General features: G+C 40.4%; 24 protein-coding genes and 1 riboswitch. Of the genes, 14 read left to right on the top strand and 10 right to left on the bottom strand.

Annotated features, from left to right (window positions below):
* Positions 1 to 62 precede the first annotated feature (62 nt).
* From SD427_RS12660 to SD427_RS12620, 9 genes are all read left to right on the top strand, one after another.
* Positions 63 to 950: a hypothetical protein gene (locus SD427_RS12660; RefSeq protein WP_320558168.1), complete on the top strand. Its 888-nt coding sequence runs from the start codon at positions 63 to 65 to the stop codon at positions 948 to 950.
* Positions 886 to 1,434, top strand: coding sequence for a T9SS type A sorting domain-containing protein (locus SD427_RS12655; protein WP_320558167.1), 549 nt, complete (start codon positions 886 to 888; stop codon positions 1,432 to 1,434). The genes SD427_RS12660 and SD427_RS12655 overlap by 65 nt, the downstream gene beginning before the upstream one ends.
* A 2-nt stretch (positions 1,435 to 1,436) precedes the next feature.
* Positions 1,437 to 4,319: a hypothetical protein gene (locus tag SD427_RS12650; protein ID WP_320558166.1), complete on the top strand. Its 2,883-nt coding sequence runs from the start codon at positions 1,437 to 1,439 to the stop codon at positions 4,317 to 4,319.
* A gap of 22 nt (positions 4,320 to 4,341) precedes the next feature.
* Positions 4,342 to 7,953 carry a DUF6443 domain-containing protein gene (locus tag SD427_RS12645; RefSeq protein WP_320558165.1) on the top strand — a complete coding sequence of 1,204 codons (3,612 nt, stop codon included), beginning with the start codon at positions 4,342 to 4,344 and terminating at the stop codon, positions 7,951 to 7,953.
* A 1-nt stretch (position 7,954) separates the two neighbouring features.
* Positions 7,955 to 8,398: a hypothetical protein gene (locus SD427_RS12640; RefSeq protein ID WP_320558164.1), complete on the top strand. Its 444-nt coding sequence runs from the start codon at positions 7,955 to 7,957 to the stop codon at positions 8,396 to 8,398.
* A 420-nt stretch (positions 8,399 to 8,818) separates the two neighbouring features.
* Complete coding sequence (locus tag SD427_RS12635; protein ID WP_320558163.1) at positions 8,819 to 9,193, top strand: hypothetical protein; 375 nt, start codon at positions 8,819 to 8,821, stop codon at positions 9,191 to 9,193.
* A gap of 68 nt (positions 9,194 to 9,261) precedes the next feature.
* Positions 9,262 to 9,687, top strand: a complete 426-nt coding sequence (locus SD427_RS12630) for a hypothetical protein (RefSeq protein WP_320558162.1) — start codon at positions 9,262 to 9,264, stop codon at positions 9,685 to 9,687.
* A gap of 96 nt (positions 9,688 to 9,783) precedes the next feature.
* The gene (locus tag SD427_RS12625; protein WP_320558161.1) at positions 9,784 to 10,611 is read left to right on the top strand and encodes a hypothetical protein; all 828 of its coding nucleotides are present in this window, start codon (positions 9,784 to 9,786) and stop codon (positions 10,609 to 10,611) included.
* A 10-nt stretch (positions 10,612 to 10,621) separates the two neighbouring features.
* Complete coding sequence (locus tag SD427_RS12620) at positions 10,622 to 11,155, top strand: STM3941 family protein (protein WP_320558160.1); 534 nt, start codon at positions 10,622 to 10,624, stop codon at positions 11,153 to 11,155.
* Positions 11,156 to 11,456: 301 nt separating this feature from the next.
* On the opposite strand, the gene SD427_RS12615 is transcribed toward SD427_RS12620, so the two are convergent.
* The 7 genes from SD427_RS12615 to thiM all read right to left on the bottom strand — a co-directional run bounded on the left by SD427_RS12615 (position 11,457) and on the right by thiM (position 16,897).
* Entirely contained in the window at positions 11,457 to 11,714 is a 258-nt protein-coding gene (locus SD427_RS12615) for a hypothetical protein (RefSeq protein ID WP_320558159.1), read from the bottom strand.
* A gap of 271 nt (positions 11,715 to 11,985) precedes the next feature.
* A complete protein-coding gene (locus SD427_RS12610) occupies positions 11,986 to 12,747 on the bottom strand; it encodes a lipopolysaccharide kinase InaA family protein (protein WP_320558158.1) in 762 nt (253 codons plus the stop codon).
* Between the two features lie 11 nt (positions 12,748 to 12,758).
* Positions 12,759 to 13,811, bottom strand: coding sequence for a glycosyltransferase family 9 protein (locus tag SD427_RS12605; protein ID WP_320558157.1), 1,053 nt, complete (start codon positions 13,809 to 13,811; stop codon positions 12,759 to 12,761).
* Between the two features lie 184 nt (positions 13,812 to 13,995).
* On the bottom strand, positions 13,996 to 14,649 hold the full coding sequence (gene tenA / locus SD427_RS12600; protein ID WP_320558156.1) for a thiaminase II: 654 nt from the start codon (positions 14,647 to 14,649) through the stop codon (positions 13,996 to 13,998).
* On the bottom strand, positions 14,636 to 15,469 hold the full coding sequence (gene thiD / locus SD427_RS12595; RefSeq protein WP_320558155.1) for a bifunctional hydroxymethylpyrimidine kinase/phosphomethylpyrimidine kinase: 834 nt from the start codon (positions 15,467 to 15,469) through the stop codon (positions 14,636 to 14,638). The genes tenA and thiD overlap by 14 nt, the downstream gene beginning before the upstream one ends.
* Positions 15,466 to 16,104, bottom strand: coding sequence for a thiamine phosphate synthase (thiE, locus tag SD427_RS12590; protein WP_320558154.1), 639 nt, complete (start codon positions 16,102 to 16,104; stop codon positions 15,466 to 15,468). Before thiE ends, thiD begins: the two co-directional genes overlap by 4 nt.
* Positions 16,094 to 16,897, bottom strand: coding sequence for a hydroxyethylthiazole kinase (gene thiM, locus SD427_RS12585; protein WP_320558153.1), 804 nt, complete (start codon positions 16,895 to 16,897; stop codon positions 16,094 to 16,096). Before thiM ends, thiE begins: the two co-directional genes overlap by 11 nt.
* A gap of 65 nt (positions 16,898 to 16,962) precedes the next feature.
* Positions 16,963 to 17,055: riboswitch (TPP riboswitch) on the bottom strand.
* 378 nt (positions 17,056 to 17,433) lie between these two features.
* On the opposite strand from thiM, the gene gntA reads away from it, so the two are divergent.
* Both gntA and SD427_RS12575 read left to right on the top strand, forming a co-directional pair.
* Positions 17,434 to 18,123, top strand: a complete 690-nt coding sequence (gntA, locus tag SD427_RS12580; protein ID WP_320558152.1) for a guanitoxin biosynthesis heme-dependent pre-guanitoxin N-hydroxylase GntA — start codon at positions 17,434 to 17,436, stop codon at positions 18,121 to 18,123.
* Positions 18,120 to 18,716: an urea carboxylase-associated family protein gene (locus tag SD427_RS12575; protein ID WP_320558151.1), complete on the top strand. Its 597-nt coding sequence runs from the start codon at positions 18,120 to 18,122 to the stop codon at positions 18,714 to 18,716. Before gntA ends, SD427_RS12575 begins: the two co-directional genes overlap by 4 nt.
* 157 nt (positions 18,717 to 18,873) lie before the next feature.
* Here the strand turns inward: SD427_RS12575 and SD427_RS12570 are convergent, their stop codons facing one another.
* From SD427_RS12570 to SD427_RS12560, 3 genes are all read right to left on the bottom strand, one after another.
* Positions 18,874 to 19,770 carry an NmrA family NAD(P)-binding protein gene (locus tag SD427_RS12570; RefSeq protein WP_320558150.1) on the bottom strand — a complete coding sequence of 299 codons (897 nt, stop codon included), beginning with the start codon at positions 19,768 to 19,770 and terminating at the stop codon, positions 18,874 to 18,876.
* Between the two features lie 11 nt (positions 19,771 to 19,781).
* Positions 19,782 to 20,711, bottom strand: coding sequence for an alpha/beta hydrolase (locus SD427_RS12565; protein ID WP_320558149.1), 930 nt, complete (start codon positions 20,709 to 20,711; stop codon positions 19,782 to 19,784).
* Between the two features lie 75 nt (positions 20,712 to 20,786).
* On the bottom strand, positions 20,787 to 21,350 hold the full coding sequence (locus SD427_RS12560; protein WP_320558148.1) for a Crp/Fnr family transcriptional regulator: 564 nt from the start codon (positions 21,348 to 21,350) through the stop codon (positions 20,787 to 20,789).
* 225 nt (positions 21,351 to 21,575) lie between these two features.
* Between SD427_RS12560 and SD427_RS12555 the strand changes: the two genes are divergently transcribed.
* From SD427_RS12555 to SD427_RS12545, 3 genes are all read left to right on the top strand, one after another.
* Positions 21,576 to 22,484: an NmrA family NAD(P)-binding protein gene (locus SD427_RS12555; protein ID WP_320558147.1), complete on the top strand. Its 909-nt coding sequence runs from the start codon at positions 21,576 to 21,578 to the stop codon at positions 22,482 to 22,484.
* A 6-nt stretch (positions 22,485 to 22,490) separates the two neighbouring features.
* Positions 22,491 to 23,228, top strand: coding sequence for an SDR family oxidoreductase (locus SD427_RS12550; protein WP_320558146.1), 738 nt, complete (start codon positions 22,491 to 22,493; stop codon positions 23,226 to 23,228).
* 73 nt (positions 23,229 to 23,301) lie between these two features.
* The gene (locus tag SD427_RS12545) at positions 23,302 to 24,216 is read left to right on the top strand and encodes a helix-turn-helix transcriptional regulator (RefSeq protein WP_320558145.1); all 915 of its coding nucleotides are present in this window, start codon (positions 23,302 to 23,304) and stop codon (positions 24,214 to 24,216) included.
* Positions 24,217 to 24,221 lie beyond the last annotated feature (5 nt).

Raw genomic sequence — 24,221 nt, 5'->3', positions numbered from 1 at the left:
GCAGCATCCGGTCCAATAAAATTTCTTCGGACAATAAGCAAAACCAAGGGTACGATTTTCATTTGGTTAAACTCGATCAAAATGGCGAAGAAGTCTGGGAAAAATATTTTTCGGGACAGAACCATGATTTTTTATCGGCAACGGTAAATACCCAGGAGGGCGGATTTTTAATTTCAGGAACCAGCTATTCAGGGAAGGGCCTTGATAAAAAAGACGATTCCAGAGGCGGCTCTGATATCTGGTTGATAAGAATCAATGAGTTTGGGGATGAGCTGTGGCAGAAAACCATCGGCGGAGCTTCAGATGAAGAAGCCAGGGCGGTGATCCAGACTACTGATTTCGGATTTTTCGTAGCCGGGAATGTACAGAATGCAGAGAAAGGTTACGGATCCAAAGATGTTTTGATCATCAGGCTGGATAAAAACGGAAAGGAAATCTCGCAGCTTATTCTGGGCGGTAAAGGCCTGGATGAAGTGGAGAAAATGGTTCCGACGAAAGACGGCGGGGCTTTATTGGGCATGTATTCCAGAAGCGCTGCAGGAGGATCAAAGAAAACAGAAAACTACGGCGAAGGCGATTACTGGATCATCAAACTTAATAAAGACGGCAAAGTAGAATGGGAAAAGAACTTTGGCGGCAAGGGCGATGACCATTTGAGAACTTTGGCATTGACACCTACAGGCTATTTAGTTGGCGGGGAATCCAGGTCTGAAAGATCAGGCAATAAATCGGTTGGGATTGAAGAAGGCACCGATCTCTGGCTCATTTCACTCGATGAAAAAGGGGAAGATCTGTGGCAGAAATCGTACAGCTTTAAGAACCGTGATGTTTTGATGGGCATGAGTGTGATTACGAAGACACAAGATACAAGAACCAGGAATCAAGATGTCAGTACAGGGGTTTTTATTGGGCGGCTATACCCAATCCGAGGGAAGGATCGAAACGGATGACGAGACGTTCTGGATGCTGTACCTGGACCAGAACGGAAATGAGCAGTGGCGAAAGCATGTGAAGGGAGAAAAGAGGCAACGAGAAGAGCGACTGTCAGATATTAAGCTGAACCGTGACGGCTCTATTATCCTGGCCGGAACGAGTGCAGAAGAACTCGGGAAAGAAAACTGGAAGATTGTAAAGCTTGGCGACAAGCAGATTGACCAGCTGATCAAGAAGCAGGATATTAAGATTTATCCTAACCCGGTGAGTGAGTATGCGTATGTGGAAATCGGTCTGGAGGATGGAAGCGGAAAGTTTGGTGACGGGAAATCGGAAGCGGAGATTACGGTGTATGATATGGGCGGAAGGCAGCTTCAAAGTGTAAAAACGAAGAACAAAGTGACCAAGATCAATACACAGCTGCTGATTCAGGGGGCTTATTTAGTGAGTGTAAAAACGGCTGAAGGGAAAACGGCGAGTGCGAAACTGATAAAAAAATAAAAATGAAAACATACCGAAATATAAAAATTAGTATACTTATACTTTTATTTTCCCTTAAAATATTTGCACAGGGTGGCAATTCATTTGAAATTCAAAAGAATTCAAAAGATGTTTCAAATGTTGATATTGCGAGAGGAGTCCCAAATATTAGTGTTCCTTTATTAAATTTGCCAACGCAATCTTCAAAATTAAATGTAAGTATCGGGTTAAGCTATTCGACAGCTAATATATCCAATCAACAGATGATTAGTGAAGTTGGTCTAGGCTGGAATATATCTTCAGGAGGAAGCGTTTCTAGAGTAATTCAGAATTATGTTCAGGATTATGAATTCAAAACAGTAAACAATAAGGCACAATTAAATTCTAATGTCTATCAATACAACTTTTATAAAGGAAGTGGGAAATTCACAATCATATATGATAAAGCGACACATGCTCCTAAAGTATTACAGGCAGAGACTTCTAAAAATAAGATTTTATTTGAAAAAAATACAGACACCACTCAGTATAAAATAAAGTCATTTACTATAATCGATGAAGATGGTTTGAAATATATTTTTGACAAGTCTGATATTTCTTTTTATGGAATGGGTAATAAAAAAGAGGTTTATCATAGTTCTTTTAATCTTTCTACTGTAAAAGATGAGAATAATAATATACTGCTTACTTATGAATATGTTCCATATACACAGAAGATCAATGACTATAGAGGGGATAATTATTTGGTTACGAATAAATTAATAAAAATTAATGTTTCTAATATAGGAAGTATAGAATATGATTACTTTCAGGGCACGGCGCCTCTCCCGGTTACAAATTGGAATACCTGGTCTAATGATTATGATCCCTATCAACTAAAAAAAGTTATTTTGAAAGATCTTTCCTCACAGATTATCTCTCAATACACGTTTGATAATGTTTTTGATAGGAGAAAACTTCAAAGTGTGGAAAAGCAGGATAAAAATAATACTGTTTTAGAAAGATATTCATTTGAATATAATAGCAGCCCATATTCAAGTTATAACGGAAATTTTGATAAATATGGTTATCCTAATGATTTTGTAGCATGTAATTTAAATTATGACCGTCTGTATACAAAAGAAAGTGTCAATCGCTTGACATCCTCTATTGATGCATTAAAGGCCATACACCTTCCTACAGGCGGAAAGGTTGAATATGAATTTGAGTCTAATACTACCAGTTCTAATATGGGTGAATGCTATACTAACCTATATGATCATTGTTTTGATGACTATAAATTAGAAAAAATTGCAGTAATTGACTTTGACCTTAGTATCACAAGAAATTATTCCTTCTTTAAGGATCCTAATATTTATACAGGGAAAATTTATATTACTGAAGAAGGGCTTGAAGTACCTGAGTTGCAAATGCAGCTCCTTCCGCCAGGCGGAGGTGGGGGATTTGTTCCTTTAACATATCAAATCACTTCCGGAACCAATATTTTTGAAACTTATCCTTATAAAGATCATTCAACTGGAAACGAATGTAGCGGAATTGATTTCACCATAGCTAATAATCCTACAGGCAGTTTCAATTTTAAAATTAATGGTGGCGTAAGCAGTAATAAAGGTAAGTTCTTTATATATGCTTTAGAAAAACAGCCCGATGCTATAAAATATGTAAAAGGATTGCGAATCAAAAGTATAAAAAAATATGAAAATGAAGGTGCCACTCCAACAGAAGTCTTAAATTATAATTATAGTGATTTCAGCCAAACTGGTGTGCCAAGCAGTAACTTCTATCAGTGGAATAACGGTATGGGCGGTATGCTGGATGGAGAGCTTTATACGCTCGGAGAAGAAGTTATGTACCAAAATGTGAAAGTTACGGATAGTATAAAAAGTTTTTCTACCCGTTACACATTTCTTAGTCCTTATGATGCCCAAACGCAATTTGCTTTACAGCTCGGAAACACATTAAATAATCTCGATCTTAATTATAATCTGTTCAGCACCTTTTTACCTTTAAAAGTAGAGCAGTATGATTCAGACAATAACCTGATTGAGAAGAACCAGCATACATATGTAGTCAACTTTAAGAATATTGATGTGGATAATCAGGCTACACAATTAAGGTTACCATGGATTTCAAAACAAATTCTAAGTACAGAAAGATTCTTGGGGAATAATATCATAATGACTTCACAGAGTGAAACAACCAGCGAAGGTGATTACGGCAATCTTTTATCAGAGAAGGAGGTTGATAATTCGGGAAATGTTACAGAAATTATCTATCGGTATGCTACGGATATGAATAACCAAAAACTGATCAATGCAAATATTATCGGAATTCCAATCATGACAGAAACTAAAATTATCAAAAACAGCATTCCGAAAAATATTTCAAAATCAGAAATTAAATTCGATAATCCGGCTACTATATATCCTTCTTCAACGGTAGCCTATAATGTTATAGAGAACAGTCCTGTATTGCAGGGAACGTTTAATAAATATGACACTTACGGTAATCTTTTGCAGTATACCAATCAGTCAGGTGTACCAGTAACATTTGTATTAGGATATAAAAATACTAAAATTATTGCAAAAATTGAAGGAATTACCTATGACCAGCTTCAGGCATTAAATATTACATCAGTTATTGTTACGGCATCTGATTCAGATGCTGTAAATCCTTCGGCAGAACCGGCTCTTATTACAGCCTTGGATAATTTCAGGAAAACAGCAGGGCTTAAAGGATATTATATCAGCACCTACACCTATGACCCTTTAATTGGAATGACCAGTGAAACCGGGCCGATGGGTAACAAGAAACTCTATACATATAATTCAGCCGGTAAGCTGGAGAAAATAACTGATGGTAATAATATTACTATTCAGGAATATAAAAATAACCTTAAGAACTAATACCCAGTCAATATAAAAAATAATGAAAAAACATATATTGTTCTATTGTATATTGGCATACAATGTACTCTATTCACAAGCTAATTTACCTGCAGATCAAAACTATACCTATACAAAAACATGCCTTACAGAGGACTGTTCAAGAAAAACAGAAACGATCAGATATACTGATGGTCTGGCCAGGCCCAAGCAGATAATAGGGATTAAAAGTTCACCATCCGGAAAGGATGTAGTTCAGCATATAGAATATGACCCTTCCGAAAGAAGAATAAAAGAATACCTGCCCGTGCCACAGACGGGAACTCAAAGTGGGCTTTACTATCCGGATCCCTTGGGTAATGCTTCAAATATATACGGATCAGAAAAAATATATTCTGAGATTGTTATCGAAAATTCTCCGTTAAACCGGATCAGGAAGAAATACAGTGTAGGAAACGATTGGGCGGCTAAGCCGGTAAACTTTGATTACTCGGTAAATGAGAATGAAGTAATCCGGTTTGTTACGGATACTTCATGGGAAAGCGGAGTTACAAAATCCATCGTATCACTCAGCGTCCCTTATCCCGCACATAAGCTGTATAAAAATACGGTTACTGATGAAGATGGGAATCAAACCATTGAATATAAAAACGATCAGGGACTGATTATCCTGTCTAAAAAAGTGATCAGTGCATCTGAAAGTGCAGAAACCTATTATATTTATAATGAGTATAATCAGCTGATATATGTGCTTTCCCCATTGGCCTCACAGCAGCTTTCCCAGCAAACTTCAGGAACTATTCCTGATACTATCCTAAATAATCTTTCATATCAATATAAATATGATACGAAAGGCAGAATGGTAGAAAAGAAAGTACCGGATAAGGAAACAGAATACTTCGTATATGACCAGCAGGACAGATTGATCATGTCTCAGGATACCAGGCAAAAAAATAATAATGAATGGTCATTTGTTAAATATGATAAATTTGGGAAGGTTCTCTATACGGGGATAACACAAAATGCGGACAGCAGGCAGAAGATTCAGTCAGATATGAATGCAGCCCAGTACCAGTTCAATTTTGAAAGCAGGAGCACCGCAGCATTTAATAAGGATAATATGGATGTATATTATACCAATACGGCTTTTCCTACATCTATCAAAAAACTTTTGACCATCAATTATTTTGACACATATCCGGTTGGAACTCCCGGCAGTCCTTCTCAGGTACTAACCCAGAATATACTTCCTGATGAGGCACAAGCCGACGGCTTAAGCACCATAGGATTACCTACAGCCTCTTATATCAATATGATTGAGAGCAGCGGGTGGACAAGAAATTATAACTGGTATGATCTTAAAGGAAGGGTAGTCAGTACCTATAGCTATAATTATTTAGGGGGATACACAAGGCTGGAATCCCAACTTGATTTTGCCGGGGTTGCACAGAAGATTAATACGATACACAGAAGACAGGCATCATCCCCTGTTGTCAATATCAAAGAAAGATTTGTTTATTCTGACCAGAACGTACTTTTAAAGCGTTACCATCAGGTGGATAATAACCCTGAAGAACTGCTGGCAGAATATCATTACGATGACAAAGGGCGCATAGATAATAAGACGGTAGGAAACACTCTCCAGTCTATAGATTTTACTTATGATATAAAAGGATTGCTTACAGGAATAAATAACAGTGTGATTGATAATCTGCCCGCAAGCGGAAAATTATTCTCATATGATATCCGTTATCAAAATCCGGAATCTTCTGCCTCCTCAGCCCGCTATAACGGAGCTATTTCCGAAGTTAGCTGGAAAGCGTCTAATATCAATATCAAAAAGAGATATAATTATACCTATGATAAGCTGAACAGGCTAACAGAAGCGGTATATTCCCATCCGATAGATTTTGTTCCCGTTAATCATTTCAATGACGAGAAAGTAACTTATGATTCCAATGGAAATATCATTACCCTTAAAAGAAATGCCAAAAATCCGGTAAGCCTGACTCCACAAATGATCGATGAGCTTCAGTACAGTTATAACGGTAACAGGTTGCTTTCTGTAAATGATAACTATAATACAACAGGTTACGAAGGCGGAGGAAATGCAATAGGGTATGATGTCAACGGAAATATGACCAGCATGCCGGATAAAAGTATTCAGAATATAGGATACAATTTTCTGAATCTTGCAAATTCCTATTCTATCAATAAGAACGGAACACAGAATATCCAATACACCTACAGGTCAGACGGTGCCAAAATAAAAAAAGCATATGTCACAAACAATAATGACGGGTCTTCGGAAAATACCGTTACGGATTACCTGGACGGTTTCCAGTATGTGCTGACCACAGGAGCCACAAGTTCATTTATGCGTTCCCGGACGGCATTTGAACCGGATGCCTACATATTATCTGCCTGGGAACCGGTTCCGGCAGCTGAGCTTCAGTTTTTCCCGACTGCGGAAGGGCTTTACGATTATAAAACAAAACAGTATATTTACCAGTACAAAGACCATTTGGGAAATGTAAGGATAAGTTATAAAAGCAATAACGGTTCTCCCCAGATTGTAGACCAGAATGATTATTATGCATTCGGGATGAACATCGTCGGAGAGCAGAAATCAGTTTTTAATACGGGCAGTTATTATAATTACAAATATGGACAGAAGGAACTTCAGGAAAGCGGTTTTTATGATTTCGGGGCCAGGATGTACATGCCGGATCTGGGGAGGTGGAACAGTATTGATCCTTTGGCGGAGCATATGAGAAGACATTCTCCATACAATTATGCATTTAATAACCCGGTAAACTTTATAGATCCGGATGGGATGAAGGCTTTACCGCCTCAGGAACCTATGCAATGGTTAGCTCCGGCTAATGGTATGTTTACATATTACGCCAGCGGGGGACGAGGAGACAGGGCCAGTATTCTGACATTTTTAGGATTGAACGACCAGTTATCCCCTATTATCGCTGATATGGGCGGCGGCGGTGGTGGCGGTGGAAGTTATGGATTGACAGCCGGTACGCCGTTTGGCCAAACTTCGGCTTACAGAGATATTATGAATGCTTGGCGAAATGGGGGAACAGCCGGATTGACGAATACTAATGGACGAATGACTTGGTGGACAGATATGTCCGATACAGGAGTAGCCGGTGATATACAGGGGTTAAGCGGACATAGTATCAGACTTGCTGAAATGTCCAGCCCCTTTGGTAATAGTATCACGGGTTCTTTCGATTGGATTCAAAGCCATCCAAGAGAATTTACAGCAATAGCAGGAACTGTTGAGGGTTCTTCACAGTTAGTAAGTTGGGGAATAAGAAATTGGAACGCCCCTTCAAGTATAGCAAAAAGCCGTATTTTTGCAGAAACTATAAGTACAAGATTGCCGGCTTCTGCTCAAGCATTGGGTAAATTTTCGACAGCTTTAAAATGGGGAGGTAGAGCCGTCGGTGCCATTGGTTTGGCAAATACTGCTTATCAATGGTCTGAAGGAAATATTTCTGATGCAAGGGCTATCGCTGATGGAGTAATGGGAGTTGTAGGCTTTTTCGGACCTTGGGGAGCAGCTGCATCACTCGTATACTTTGGAGGAATGGCAATTTATGAAACGTATTATAATGATGGTAAACCTGCATTTTAAGATGATTAGATTTATAAAATTACTTTTTTATCATATTTATTTACATTTTTATAAAGTAGATAATGGTAATAATGCCCTTGCTAAGTTTACAACTTTTTTGATATTTACATTAATTTTTGGAATGATAATGTATTTTGGGTATGTATTTTTATGTATCTCATACAGTGATAGTATTATTGTTCATACGCCTTATATATTCTATTTATTTTTATTCATTATAATAGGTGGTTTTGTGGGAAGATATGTTTATAGCAAAGAATTTGAAAATTTTGATTCATTTAAAGACTATCATAAAAAATATTATGTGTATTTTTTTATGATAGTGTTATTTACGCTTTCTCTTGTTATCTATACAGGTAATATGAGTAGGAAAAGAATTTTTAAACAGAGAGAAATGCAGAAAGAACATATTGAAGATAGAAAAGAGAATCTGAAGGTTAATTAATGTTATGACATTAATAATGGAGTTGTTACCCTTTTGAGGCAAAACTTTATACTTCTTCTCTAGTATAGACAATGGAAAATTAAGGTATTGAACTTCAATACTCTATTTGGTCATGTATCAGAGTTAGTGATGACACTACTTTCTATAATTACTTTACTGATAATCAGTAAAAATTAAGATCAAATTAATGTAAAACAAGAGTAGATAATTAAAAAATAATAATGGGCGAATATATTGGTGGACAGATATGTCCGCTACAGGAGTAGCCGGTGATATACAGGGGTTAAGCGGGCATAGTATCAGACTTGCTGAAATGTCCAGCCCCTTTGGTAGCTGGTATGGACTTGCCGGGCAAGGTAACTGGTTTTTTGGGACAGCAGGCGTTTTAAGTGGTTTTCAGGATCGGTACAGTCTCAACATTTGTATTCGCAAGGTGTCAGAAGAGGGTTAGCAGGAAATTATACTTTAACAGGCAGAAATCTTAGCCAGTTTGGTAGAATGGCAATGACTGATGCAACTCGACCAATTTCTAAACTCGCAAAAGGTGCAAAAATAGCTGGAACAAGTTCTTTCTACTTAGGATTTGCATTTGATGCATTAGCTGTAATAAAAGGAAAAATTTCACCAGGAAAATTTGTCTTGAATACAGGTATGGGAGCGGCGGGTAATTGGGTTGGTCCCATTGGAGCATCTGTAGGGACCGTTTATTTCGGAGTAGATAATTTTTACAGCAGTCCCGGAGGTGATGGCTGGTCTGGCTTTTTAATGATGCTAATACAGATCAAAGAATGCTAGATGAAGGATTTAATCAGGCAGGTCCTTATAGATTTCACATAATGGGAGCTCATGAACCAAAATAAGTTATGAAAAAAATAAAAAGAGCATATTATTATCTTTTTTATAAGATTTACAAATCAATAATATATACTTCTGAAAAGGTCGGTGGTGAATTTTGGAGTGATTTTAAAGCAGGTCTTGCATTAGGAGCATTAGAAATATTACTTCTTGCTTCAATATTAACTTATTATTCTATTATAAATAATATTAAACTTGATATTGAAGTCACTTATCCTATAATACTTATTCCTTTGATATTACTTTTTATTCTCAATTATTTTGCATTTATCCATACTGATATATGGAAGGAATATAATAAAGAATTTGATCGATTCTCTACAGAGAAAAATAGAAAAGGTACCATTATAGTTTGGATAATAGTTATCATTATTTTTGTTAATTTTTTAGGTTCTGCATATTATTTACATAAAAATATATTTAAGATGTACTGATAATAAAGATATAATTTCGGGCCAGGATATACATGCTTTATCTGGGGAGGTGGAACCGTATTGCTCTGTTAGCAGATGTTATCGCTGCTAATTGGTATGTTTACATATTATGCAAACGGAGGACAAGGAGACAGGGCCAGTATTCTGACATTTTTAGGATTGAACGACCAGTTATCTCCTATTATCGCTGATATGGGCGGCGGCGGCGGCGGTATTTCTGCCGGCATACCATTTGGGAGAACAGCAGCTTACAAGGCTTTAATGTCCGGAAAAACCTCAAGTATTACTAACGTTAATGGGTATTTGAATTGGAATACCTTAGACAATGCCAATGCCAACGGGATGCTTGACGATGGATCGATGGGAGGTATGACTTCTCATAGCTTGAAAGTTGGGAATAGTAATGATACACCTTGGGATGCTTATAAAAATTGGGCAGATTATGGATCTGGAACAATTGGAACTATGTATAAAACTATTGCTGATCAACGCACGACACTATATAATAGTGGTTATTGGGTTGATAATTTAGGAAGAAGAAGGCTTGTAAATACTTTTGCTAGTCCTCTGAGAGGTTCAAGTGCTAATTATTTAAGAACTACTACAATGTTCGGTAAATATGCTAAAAGAGCGGGATATATTGGCTATGGTCTTAGCGCTGTAGAAATTGGCCAATGCCTCTATGAAGACAAAGGAAGATTTGGAAAAAACACAGCAGTTGCTACCGCAAAAGTGACTACAGGTATTGTTGTAAGTGGAGCAGTTGGTGCTGGCGCAACTTGGCTAACTGGTGCATTGGCTGGTGCAGCTGGGGGTTCTGTTGCACCTGGTGTTGGAACTGTTATAGGATTTGTCGTTGGTGGTGTAGCAGGTTACTTTGCTAGTGATTATGTTGGGGGGCTGGTAGAAAATTCTTATAAATAAATTAAAAATTATGTCAGATATTATCTTTAAAAAAAATAAACTTAAATATTTATTTATTATCATATTGCTATTAGCAATATTATTCTCTACACTTTATTTTAGTACATTATTTGTGTTGAGCCCATCAAAATATTTATATACTCTTATGCCAAATGTGATAGTATTCTTTGTAGGAATACTAGGGTTTTTAGGCTGTTCTGTACTTTTATATATTATTGTTAAAAGTATTTTTAATAAGGAATTTTTTATAAGAATAAACAAGAATGGATTGTTTATAGGAATAATTCAATATTCTAATAAATTAATTAATTGGAATGATATAATTAAAATCGAAATAATCGAAATTAATAGTATTCAACATATTATTATTTATATAAAAAATATTGAGCACTATAAAAGTCAAGAGAAAGGTATTCAAAAATATTTTTTCGAATCAAGAACTAAAAAGTATGATACCCCTTTCGTAATAAATACGAGTGCTTTGTCAAGTAACGCAAATGATATTATGGAATCAATAGTTTCTTATTGGAAGAAATTTAAATAGCTAAAGCATTTGTCGGTGGTGGCGGAAGTTATGGATTGACAGCCGGTACGCCGTTTGGCCAAACTTCGGCTTACAGAGATATTATGAATGCTTGGCGAAATGGGGGAACAGCCGGGCTTGACAAATAATAATGGACGAATGACCTGGTGACAGATATGTCCGATACAGGATTAGCCGGTGATATACAGGGGTTAAACGGGCATAGTATCAGACTTGCTGAAATGTCCAGCCCTTTTGATAATGCTAAAATACATGCGTTGAAAACAAAAACTCCGAAGTTGCAGACTCCGGAGCTTGTTTTTTAAAAGCTGACCCTGATATCAACGGGCGTTTCCATTTTGATCGTAATCCTGGTGGTCTCATCAATAAGTTCACAGTGTGCTCCGGCATAGGTCCCGTCTTCCTTTTTTTCCTTTACTGTAATATCTCCGAAGTCCACTTCGTCTTTAGGAATTTCGATAAAGTAACCGCCTGTTTCTTCATTACGGGTAAAATGTTCTTTTTTGAAATCAATAAACTGCATATTCGTATGGTATTTGGTTAAAACTACTATCTGCAATAATTGTGACATTCTATAATCTCTATGATAAGGAAAGCTGATACAGCCATCATTTCAGGAGTTTTGGCAGGGTCTGTTTTTGCCGTCATCTTTTTTTTAAACTTTAAGCCGTATTATAATATCCTGACATTATTGGGTGTACGCAGAATTTAAGCAAGTGAAATAAAGGATTCAGATTTTTATATTGAATGGTGATAAATCAAAGCAAAATCCCTTCAAGATTTCCGGAAGGGATTGTAGCTGTACTATCTTGAAATATGAAGACTCGGGATTAAATTTTTATAATGCGCTTGTAGAGTTTTAACACCTTTTTGATCTTCCGTTTTAACAACATCCTGTTTATGGCCTGCAGGATTGTGTTCAGACAGTATTCCGGCGAAATACCCGACAGAAAGGCATATTCTGCAGCAATAATTTTGATGGTTTCCTGGTCATTCGTCAGCCTTGCAAAATTTTTAAGGCGTTTGTCTTTTTCAATATGCTCATAAAAATTCATCCGGTTCAAGTCTACTAGGTAGATCTCATAACCGCCGTTTTCCTTTTTTATTAAAAAATTGCCGGGGGAATTGTCAATAAATTCAATTCCTTCATTATGCAGTTTATAAATTAAAGATACATACTCTTTAAGGATTCTTTCCCGGTCAGGAAAAGAGGGGTCTCCCAGAACGTCCGATAAAGGGAATGAGTCTTTAAGCTGCTCACTGATGTAATAACTGGACGTAAGGCCGATAAAATCATGGTTTTCAACATACGCCACAGGTTTCGGGGTGCGGAAATTTTTGCTGATCAGCATCTGCGCATATTCAAAAGACCGTCTGGCCTTGGATTTCCGGTAGAATTTATAAACATGGCGGTTGATGATATTATGCTGCTTGAAGGACTTGAAGTTTAATGTAAAGCCTTTAAGATCAAAGAATTTAATCACATTCCGGTTCCCGTTTCCTATTAAGGTCCCTTCGCTTTTAAAACGGTGTAAAATAGCGGTGATGTCTTCTTTGTATTGCGGTACATCTTCGGCAAAAATCACTTTCATAACGCTTTTATTTAAGATTCGGGATTATTCAGGCTTTTACGGATCAGGTCTGTGATCCCGTCATGGTCAATGGCATTCGTGTTGACGGAAAAGCTTTTCTTACTGTACGGGGTGTATTCTTTTTCGTTAGTGACTGAGAACAGTCCGATGGTAGGAGTTCCCGAAGCACTTGCCAGGTGCATGACGCCGTTGTCTGCAGCAATAAAGACCGCCGAGGCGGCAATAAATGCGCCCATCTCCCGGACATCGGTGCTGTAGAAGGAAGGGATGCTGAAATTGAGTTTCGATATGTTTTCCACAGGCAGGAGTTCAATGATATTGTAATCCGGGAAGGCCTGCGCCAGTTTTCCGTAGAATCCGGTCCACCAGTCTTCCGAATAACATTTGTCTCCGGTAGCATTGGTAAAAAGGCAGATTGTTTTTTTATCGTTCTTTACCAGATCGTATAATTTTTCTTTGCCGGTTTTTAGTTCCTCCTGATCCAGTCTAAGATCCAGCGAAGGAATTTCATTGGTGCGTACCGGAATGCCCATCTGGGTAAGGTACTGCCTGAGGTTGTAGATTGAATTTTTGGCAATATGCTGATAATCGGGATGGCTTAAGGACAGGTTCTCATCAAGATCCCCGAACATCTTATATTGAGACCGGGCAAAAAGCGTAGAGAGCCTTCCGGATGATGACCCGTAATTGGCATTGATCACCAGATCGTAATTTTTTGTTTTGATGACTGCCCAGCCTTTAAGATATTTGAAGAGATCCTTAAACGGCTTTTTGGGAAGCTGTATGATTTTGTTGATGTTGGAATAGTTTTTATAGATCACGGGCGTTACGCCGCCTTTTACAAAAAGATCAATTTCACTGTCCGGGAATGTAGCGATAACTTCCTGTACCAGTGGGGTAAGCAGCAATAAATTACCCAGCCTGTGATTCGGCCGGGTGATTAAGATTTTCTTTATTGCCTTAGCTGTTCCGTTGCCTGCCTCTTCATTTGATTTTCCGATATTTTTAGTCAGATTACGCATTACGGATCTTCTGACCCCGTTAATTCTCTTGTGAATTTTCATGAACTGCAGGATTATTTTTAAAGCTTATTATGGGAATATAAAATTACTTCTAAATCATAAACATCAATCAAGTGTTTGATTATAACTGTTTATGATTATAATAGATGAAACTAATAATACCAAGTAATATAATCTTATAGCAAATAATGTAGAATTATCGTTTATTCTTCATTCGTAAAGTGCTTTATCGTGTCCATTCTTTTAAATCATAAGCACCTTCCCAGAAAGAATATTCCATACGGGAAGAGGTGATAAATGCTTCTTTCATTTTTTCCCTTATGGCGGGCGTGGTTTCAGAAGCAGCCCGGTCACAGATGCTGATGGCCTGCTGTACGGCATCGGCAAAGTCTTCCCCTCCGTACGTGTCAATCCATTTTTGGTATGGGTTATTATCAGACTGAAGTTGGCTGCAGATATGGTCGCCCACTTTTTTATAGATCCAGAAGCAGGGGAGGAGGGCAGCCATGGCAATTTCCACTGCCTCCAGTGCCGCGGTACTTTTAAGGAAATGGACATAATGGTGGCAGGCAGGCTGCATAATCCCTTTATCAGTTACACCGAAATCCCTGAAATAGGATTCATGAAGCGCATTTTCAACAATAATGGCCGTTTCAGCATACTTAAGGTAGCTCAGTGTATCCTGTATATCCTGTGCCCTTGCCGCAATTAATGCCAGTGCCCTCCCAAAGTGCTCGAGATATAAAGAATCCTGGGCCATGTAAAAACGGAACTTTTCTTTAGGCAGGGTTCCGTATGCCAGTTCTTCAATAAAAGGCATTTGAAGGATAGATTGGTACGTAGCTTCAATATGTTTCCAGGCAGATTCAGACCAGTTCATGTTTGATTAATTTTTGTGGGTTAAAAAAGTGGTTCAGCGGGCCGTTCCCTTTTCCGGTTATGACATCTTTTCCGCTGCTGATGGCTTCAAATACATAGTGCTGGGCCAGTGCCACCGCATCGTATAATGTTTCGCCCCGGGCGAGGTAAGCGGCAATGGCTGACGAAAGCGTACAGCCGGAACCATGGGTATTGACGGTTGCCAGTTTTTCAGTTTCGAAAGCATGCTGCTTTCCGTTTTCGTCAAAAAACAACGAAGTAACGGTGGGGGAGTCCTGATGTCCGCCTTTCAGCAGGATATTTTTACATCCGTATGTGAGGATCTTTTCTCCTGCCACCCGCATATTTTCAAGAGTGTTCACATCCATCCCGGCCAATAGGGAAGCTTCATCCATATTAGGTGTGATGATGTCAGCAATAGGAAATAATTTTTCGGTAATGGTGGCGATGGTCTCCTCTTCAATGAGCCGGTGGCCGCTTGTAGCCACCATCACGGGATCGAAAACAACAGGCATTTTCGGATACCTGCCCAATGTGTTTACAATGGCTTCCACCAGCTGCGGGGTATGCACCATCCCGATTTTGACGGCCTGTGGAAAAATATCATCCAGCACGGCTTCGATCTGATCCGAAACCGCTTCTACCGGAATAGGGTATATCTTTCTCACGCCTGTGGTATTCTGCACCGGAAGGGCGGTAAGTACCGATGTGGCATAGCATCCGAGCGCCGAAAATGTCTTGATGTCGGCCTGGATCCCGGCACCGCCGCTGCCGTCAAAACCGGCAATCGTCATGACGGAAGGATAAGTGTATTTTTTCATTTCAGTATTTCGTTTTTAAGTTCGTACGCTGCTTTCTCAGGATTTTTCGCACCGCAGACCGCCGAGACTACAGCTAAGGTGTCGGCTCCTGCTTTAATAACCGCTGCTGCATTGGAAAAATTGATATTTCCGATGGCTATCAGTGGCTTATGGGTGAGGGACCGTATTTTCGACAGGCCGTCCAGCCCCCACTCTGTAACGGTATCTCTTTTAGTATCCGTACTGAAGATGGGGCTGATGCCTAAATAATCTGATACGGCTGTATTTTCATTTTCCAGCTGGCTGAGGTACTCAATGGAATACCCGATCATTTTATCTTTAAAATAAGGCTGGCCTCTCAGTATTTTTGGTGCTGTATCATTATTTCCGACATGGATTCCCGAACATCCGGCTTCGCGTGCTACTTCAGCATGGTCATTAATGATCAGCGGAATATTGTGTTTATCCGTTACCTCTTTTAATTTTAAGGCTTTACGGAGAAATACTTCGGTTGAATCATTTTTTTCGCGCAGCTGAATGATATCAACCCCTCCGATAATTGCTCTTTCTGCAACCGTCAGAAAATCTTTTCCCAGGCAGTCTTTTTCTGAAATTACCAGATACAGGAGGTAAGGGAATGAAGAATTAACCTTCATGACGCCAGAGTTTTAAACGGTCTGAAAATTCTTCTTCCGTAATAGAATACAGCTTATCAAGAATGTTAACCTGCAAACTCCCGGGGCCGTTGCTTTGTTCAGCGGCCAGTTCCCCTGCAATGCTCAAAAGGCTCATGGCAGCAGCTACGGCTTCCGTTTTATTTTCGGTAACACCGAGGAATGCACCGATGATGGCTGATGCCGTACAGCCGAGCCCGGTGACTTTTGCCATCATAGAATGGCCGTTTTTTAAAGAGATCTTCCGGTTTTTGCTGATGATGAGGTCGGTTTCCCCTGAAATACAGACTACAGCATTATGGCGGTCTGCAAGAAATTGCGCCGCCTCAACGGCTTCATTGCTCGTGGCCGTACTGTCGGCCCCTTTGGTAACGGTTGTATTGGCCTTTGCAAGGGCGATAATTTCAGAAGCATTCCCACGGATTACCGGAGGGTCTAAAGACAGCAGCCTGCTCAGGACCTGATCGCGGTATGGTGTTGCCCCTGCGCCCACGGGGTCCAATACCCAGGGTTTCTGCAGTCCGTTGGCCGTTTCCGCAGCAAGCAGCATAGCCTCTTCCCAGTACTCATCCACTGTACCGATGTTAATAACCAGGGCATCGGCCATCGCTGCCATATCTTTTACTTCTGATTGTGCATGCGCCATTATCGGGGACGCGCCAACGGCCAGCAATGCATTGGCTGTGGTATTCATCACCACGTAATTGGTAATATTGTGGACAAGGGGAACGTTATTTCGTACGCGAAGTATGTATTGCCAGAGTGTATTTTCCATTTCTTTATATTGTATGAATAAAAGCTTTAGGATCCGTCCGGACAACAGGCAACAGCCATCAAAGACAATGGCATATTGCTTTTCCCTACGCCGGTGTAAGCCGTATCAGGTTCAAAGGGACTGTCTCAATTCTTTTCAGAATACCCCTAAAGCATACTGTAAAAGTATTGAAAAATTTTGATTTGATCCGGTAAAGCACGTTTAAATTTAATATTGAAACACATAAAATTTTTTAAAGGTGATTTTTTAGATTAAACAGATCAATTCAGATAAAGTATGAAGAATTAAATCATCTGCAGAAATCTATCCCAAAACAAAATTAAACAGGTTTCAGTGTAATGAGGATCAGAAATTATAACGGATTTTGAAAACAGATACTACATTCAACAACTGTTATAAATTTTATATACCGGAGAATCATCATAAATTGTTATTATTTTAATTTATTGATTATCAGTTATTTGTAAATTCATGTTTAATATGGTACAGATACCACAAGGCGATACATGGCACAAACTTTGCGAACTTAAGGGCATATGACACCAATCACACTAACACAGAATCCAGATCAGGCAATGATTGCGGAAGATGCTTTTAAAGCATTTGTTGATGACGCTTCATTTCCTTGTGTAGCTGCGAAGGCTGCACTCAGCAAAGACCAGATGAAACTGTTTGTAGCAGGTCATATTGCCTGCCCGAAAGACGATCGGCAGATTCTTGATTTTATTTACGAATTTGTAGACGGATACCGCAGCGCAGACAATCATTTCCATACCGTATGTATTATCTTCCCGGAAGCGGAAGGCCTTAATGAAGCTTTATTTGAACAGTTCATGTGGATGCGCCTTCAGGCATTATCTGACCTGGATGCCGCAGATTACCCTTATGACCGCAGAGTAAGCGCAGATCCCCAATCAGATTTATTCAGTTTCAGTTTAAAGGAGGAGGCTTTTTTTATTATTGGCCTGAATCCGTCAAGCAGCCGTCCGGCAAGGCGTTTTAAATATCCTGCACTTGTATTCAATCCCCATGCCCAGTTTGAGGAACTGAGGGAGCTTAAGCGTTATGATAAAATGAAAAATATTGTACGTAAAAAAGATGTTGCCCTCAGCGGTTCCATTAATCCGATGCTTCAGGATTTCGGGGCTGCCTCTGAAGTCTATCAGTACAGCGGTATGCAATATAACAACAGCTGGAAGTGCCCTTTTATCCCTAAAAATATATGAATACCATACCACCACGCAGCGGAGCTGCATTCACCCTGAAGAAAGGGGAGCGACTAATGATTACCGATATCCAGGGAGAGCAGGTATCCGATTTTATCTGCTTTAATCTACATGATACTAAAGAATATTTATCCTCAGGCAGAACCATTGATTATGCGGAGACTATTTTCCTTACCAAAGGAAACCCGTTTTATTCTAACCGCAGCAATATCATGTTCGATATTATAGAAGATACAGTAGGCCGTCATGATTTTCTACTTACCCCATGCAGTGCTGATACGTTCCGTATTATTTACGGTGATACCCATCCGCACCGCGGCTGTTTCGGGAACTTGTGTGAAGCACTGGAGCCCTATGGAATAACACCGGATGAAATACCCATCTGCTTTAACGTGTTCATGCATGTTGCGGTAGACGGCGAAACCGGTAAAATCAGTGTGCTGCCGCCAAAAAGCAAGGCTGGTGACCACATTGTCATTGAAGCTAAAATGGACTTAATCGTAGGCATGACGGCATGTTCCGCAGAGATGTCCAATAACTATTCTTTCAAGCCGATCGGTTATGCGGTGGAACCTCAGATGCAACAAGACTAATTCAAGTCAGCATATTTAAAATAAAATGCTGAAAATAAATATTTCAAGTCTCAATAATCCCGAAAGGTTTACAGGATTTATATGACTTGATATCATGAGTATAAAATAAGGTGCTGCATCTGTAGCACCTTATTTTAATTTATCTTGATAATGTTTACTATCGCAGGAAGATCTTTAAATAGTCTTTACATGAAGTCCATGAAATGCCTTCATAACGGCTATTCGCCGGTTCATTATTTTGTGCCGTAAACATTGAATACATATATTGCCCCTGCTGGAATTTGGCATACAGCTCGTTTTCACCGGCGGGATCTTCGGCCCTCTGTTTTTTTATAGCTTCGGCAAAATGTTCCAGGCTGGACAGCTGGTGAATTTTAAATTCCTGCCCGCTTACTTCTTTTACATCTTCCGACAACATTTCCGGGCTGACCTGAAAGCTGGCAATCTGCAGATTCCTCGGTGCCTGATCATCCAGTGCAGCTTCCGCTGTAAAGGATGCCGTATTATCCATGGTGGTAAAATCCAGCTTCCAGTCGGCTTTATCTCCCCAGTAACCGATGCTTTTGTCTTTTAAATTGAGGATCGGCGTATTGTATTTTAAAATATCCGCAAAGCAGCCATTGAAAACGGAAGATACCTGTATCGGCAAGCTGTCAATGTATGTTCTGAAGGTCCTTCTCAGGTCAAAATTCCTGTTTTCGCCTTCTTTCAGAAGCGTATAGTCCGTACAGAAATCAGAAGGGACAAATCTGGGTACGCCTGCTGTTACAGCTGCGTCTGCAATTTTTTTCTGAAGGTCTACAATAACATCGCTTAAGCCTGCCAGTGCGGATACTACGCAGCTAACTCCTCTGCATGCTTCTGCAATGGCTTCCGTATCATTAAAGTCGATACACTTAATTTCCACTCCTATTTTCTCAAGGGCTTCTGTCTTATCCGTGTCAGAGGAAGTACGTACGATAGCCCTTACTCCGGCACCGCGGTTTATTAATTCCCTGCAGATCCTGTACCCCAGGTTTCCTGTTGCACCGGCAACTAAAATTGTTTTTTTCATTCTGATATTTTTTAAGAGGCTAAAAAGGGCAATACGATATCCAGCACCTGTTGCGGCTGTTCTTCAAACAGGTAATGCCCGCTGTCTGGGATCCCGACGACTTTAACATCGGCAGCCACATACGGCAGCCCCATATTCATATAGTTATAACTGATGTAACTGCCGATTCCCAATACCGGCATTTTTAATGGTTGGTAATGCTTTGCATCTTCAATATCCTGGTTAAAGGCCTGATACCATGCATTTGATGCCCTGATACTTTCCCGGTCATGATAGGCAGCTGCATATACGCCTCTTTCAAGACCGGTCATCTTGCTTTCGTCAATCATTACATATTTGAAAAGCCATTCCTGCAAAAGATGGAAACGTCCTTCCAACAACTGTTCAGGCAGTCCTTTTACCTGGTTGAAGCCCATCCACCAGGCATACGGGATTTTCGCATCCATCTTTTCGCTGAAAGTTCCCGGGGAAGGGATCAACGGCATCTGGAGCATCTCTGCACTTGGATGGGAACCGTCCAGGACAATAAGCTTTTCAGTCAGTTCAGGATAATTGAAAGCAAAGCTCATGGCCACCATTCCGCCGATATCATGGCCCAGAATGTTAATTTTTTCCAGGCCGAGCCGGATGGCAAGCTCACGGATATCAGCCGCCATTGTTTTTTTATCATATCCCGATTCCGGTTTTTCAGAAGTCCCCATTCCCCTGAGGTCTGCTATGATTACCCGGTATTTCCCGGCAAGCTGCATCGCAACAGGCTGTAAAGAATACCAGGTCTGGGGCCAGCCGGGCAGGCATACCAGGGGTTTGCCGCTGCCGCCTTCAACATAATGGATCTTCACACCGTTTACGCGGATGTATTTATTTTCAAATCCCGGAAATTTTTTGATCAGTTCCTCATCGGAATAATCATGTAACGTGATGTCTGTATTTTCGTTCATGCCGTTTTATATTTTATCATACAAAGGTAACCGGTCTTTGAAGCGGCAAAACTACCATCTGGTAGAAAATACGTCTTACCGGATATTTTTTCTGATCCTGCTCAGCGCATTGGGGGTAATGCCCAGCACGCTTGCCAGCTGCTTCACCGGAATTTTCCTGAGGATTTCAGGTGTGCTGGCAAATTCCAGGTATCTTTCTTCAGCCGTAAGCGTCTGGAACTTTAAGATCTGATCAATCATCCTTACACAGGTTTCTTCCCAGATTTTCCGGCCGAATTCCTGCCATACCGGGATATAGCCATACAGGAAATCCATGTCTTTCTTATCGATGACGATAAGTTCCGTATTTTCTATGGCTATGATATTGAACCGTGTAGGTTTCTGTGGATTCAGGCTTGATATTTCCGTAAAGAATTCATTTTCAAAAACCACCCAGGTTGTATTTTCCCCGGCCTGGCCTTCATAAAAAAACCGGAGGCCTCCTGAGAGAATAAAAAAATACTGGCCGGCAATATGGCCTTTCTTCAGCACCAGTTTTCCTTTCGGTACCGTTTTTTTCCTGCATTTTGAAAGTACCATATTCAGCTCGGTGTCATCGATACCGACCATTGTCTTAATAAATGTTACAAATTTTTCCACGGATGATTCTGGAGTATTTTTTAAGGGATCTTTTATTTAATGTTTAATATAGCTTAAAGGTAAAGGTTTCTTTCTGTTTACAGAAATGATATTTTATGGACGGCATCTTTAGAATAATTTACATTCAGGTTCAACCCCGGAGGCATTCAGGTTACAAAGTTCCCCGATTCTGTTATTTTATTCCCGGTGCTGTTTCACACCTTTGTACCATAAATATAAAGACATATGAATATTGTACTTACAGGATCCTTAGGAAACATCGGAAAGCCCTTGGCAACAGCGTTATTACAGAAAGGGCATCATATAAAAGTCATAAGCAGTACACCGGAAAGGAGGGCAGGTATTGAGGCATTGGGTGCAGAAGCAGCCATCGGGACGATGCAGGATCCGGACTTTTTAACGGAAACTTTCAGAGGTGCGGATATCATATACCTGATGGAAGCATGGGAAGGCATAGGCAGCATCTTTGATAACAGCGTTGATTTTGTGGCAGGGTTTGAAAATATCGGTCACAACTACAAACTTGCCATAGAAGGATCAGGTGTTGAAAAAATTGTTCACCTCAGCAGCATCGGGGCACATACGGATCAGGGGACCGGCAGCCTTTACCTTCACCACAAAGTTGAAAAAATCCTGGGGCAGCTTCCGGATAATGTAGCGATAAAATTTATGCGGCCTGTTGGGTTCTATACCAATATTTTCAGATCTATACAGATGATAAAGACACAGGGAGCGATTATCCAGGGGTATGGAGGTGATCAGAAAGAACCCTGGGTTTCACCGTCTGACATCGCAATGGCCATTGCAGAAGAAATGGAACGGCCGTTTGAAGGGAGAGCAGTGCGTTATCTTGCCAGCGATGAAGTTTCACCCAACGAAATTGCTGCTGTTATCGGTAAGGCCATAGGCAAACCGGATTTAAAGTGGAAAATAGTCTCTGATGAGGAAATGCTCACCGGAATGCTTGCCGCAGGTATGAATGAATGGATTGCCAAAGGCTTTGTGGAAATGCAGGCCGCCCAGCGAAGCGGAAGTTTATATGAAGATTACTACCGCAGCCGGCCGGTTTTAGGAAAAACCAAACTCACGGATTTTGCCGGAGAATTTGCACGCATTTATCATTCGTTAAATTAATAAGATATGAAAAAAGTATTGATTACCGGAGCGAATAAAGGCATCGGTTTAGAAACGGCGCGTCAGATGCTCCGTTACGGATATTATGTTTTTATCGGATCCCGTACGGCAGAAAACGGGAATGCCGCTGTGAAACAACTTAAAGAAGAAGGTTTTGAAAATACCGAAGCCGTTCAGCTGGATGTTACCGATCCGGAGTCTGTACATTCAGCCCGTGAAGTTATAGGGAAAAAGACCAGGACGCTTGATGCCCTGATCAACAATGCCGGGATCAACGGCGGATGGCCGCAGTCTCCGTTTGATGCCACCATTGATCAGTTCAAATCGGTCTTTGATACCAATTTATACGGTGTGGTACGGGTGACCCAGGCATTTATCGACCTGCTGAAAAATGCGGAGCAGCCAAGAATTGTCAATGTATCATCCAGCGGATGTTCATTAACGTTAAACAGTGATCCCAACTGGAAGTATTATGCGCACAAGGCTGCGGTTTATCCTGCATCCAAAGCAGCCCTTAATATGTACACCATAGATCTGGCATACGAATTACGGGATACGCCGTTTAAGGTAAACGCCGTCTGCCCCGGCTTTGTGGCTACTGATTTCAATAATCACCGCGGTACCGGAACGGCTGATGAAGGCGGCAAGCGTATTGCCAGGTATGCTATGATAGGTAATGACGGGCCTACAGGAAAATTCATCAGTGAAGAACACAATCCGGAAACAGGAGATTGTCCCTGGTAGAAACTGAAACTCAGTGTGCGGAAGCTTCTTTTTCGGGGAAGCTTCCCATCTGTAAATTGCTTACATTTACTTTATGAAAAAGGAAGAAACGGCATTCTATAAATTTGAGTCCCTGACTGATTTTCACCGTGTTTTCGGTCTGCCCAAACCATTGCATCCGCTGGTCAGTTATATCGATATCAAAGACATGACGGTAGAAGAAGGAAAGCTGCCGCCATCCATTGTCCTGCCTTTCTATAAGGTTGCATACAAGGTGCTTCTCTGCGGCAAAGCAAAGTACGGGCAGAACCATTATGATTTCGGTGAAGGCGGACTGGTATTTACAGCGCCCAGCCAGCTGTTTGAATCACCTTTGGGCCAGGCCGGTTCCGGCCATCTGCTGCTGATCCATCCGGATTTTCTTCTCTCTTATCCGCTGGCAAAGAAGATCAGGGAATTCGGGTTCTTTTCATATGCAGCCAATGAAGCACTGCACCTGTCTGAAAAGGAAAAATCGACTGTTTTTTCAATTTTCGGGATTATTAATGACGAATTGAACGGCAGGATTGATGATTTCAGCCAGGATGTGATTGTTTCCCAGATCGAGCTGCTGCTGAATTACAGCAACCGTTTCTACAAGCGCCAGTTTATCACAAGGAAAGCGGCCAACAGCGATCTGCTGCAGAAGCTGGAAGATATTATTAACGGGTATTTCAGCGCCGGAACCCCGATGGCTGAAGGGACAATGAGCGTTCAGAACCTTTCGGAAAAGCTGAATGTTTCACCGGGTTACCTGAGTGACATGCTGCGATCCTATACCGGGCAGAATGCCCAGCAGCTGATTCACGGTAAGATGATTGAAAAAGCAAAGGAAATACTTTCCACGTCCGATTCCTCCGTTGCAGAGATTGCCTACCAGCTTGGTTTTGAACATCCGCAATCGTTCAGCCGCCTTTTCAAAACAAAGACGAACCTTTCCCCTTTGGAATTCAGGAAATCGTTTAATTAATTATT

Source organism: Chryseobacterium sp. JJR-5R (assembly GCF_034047335.1).
In the GTDB taxonomy this organism is placed as follows: Bacteria; Bacteroidota; Bacteroidia; order Flavobacteriales; family Weeksellaceae; genus Chryseobacterium.
The sequence above is the reverse complement of the archived record's forward strand: the minus strand, read 5'-3'. Positions and strand labels throughout refer to the sequence as shown.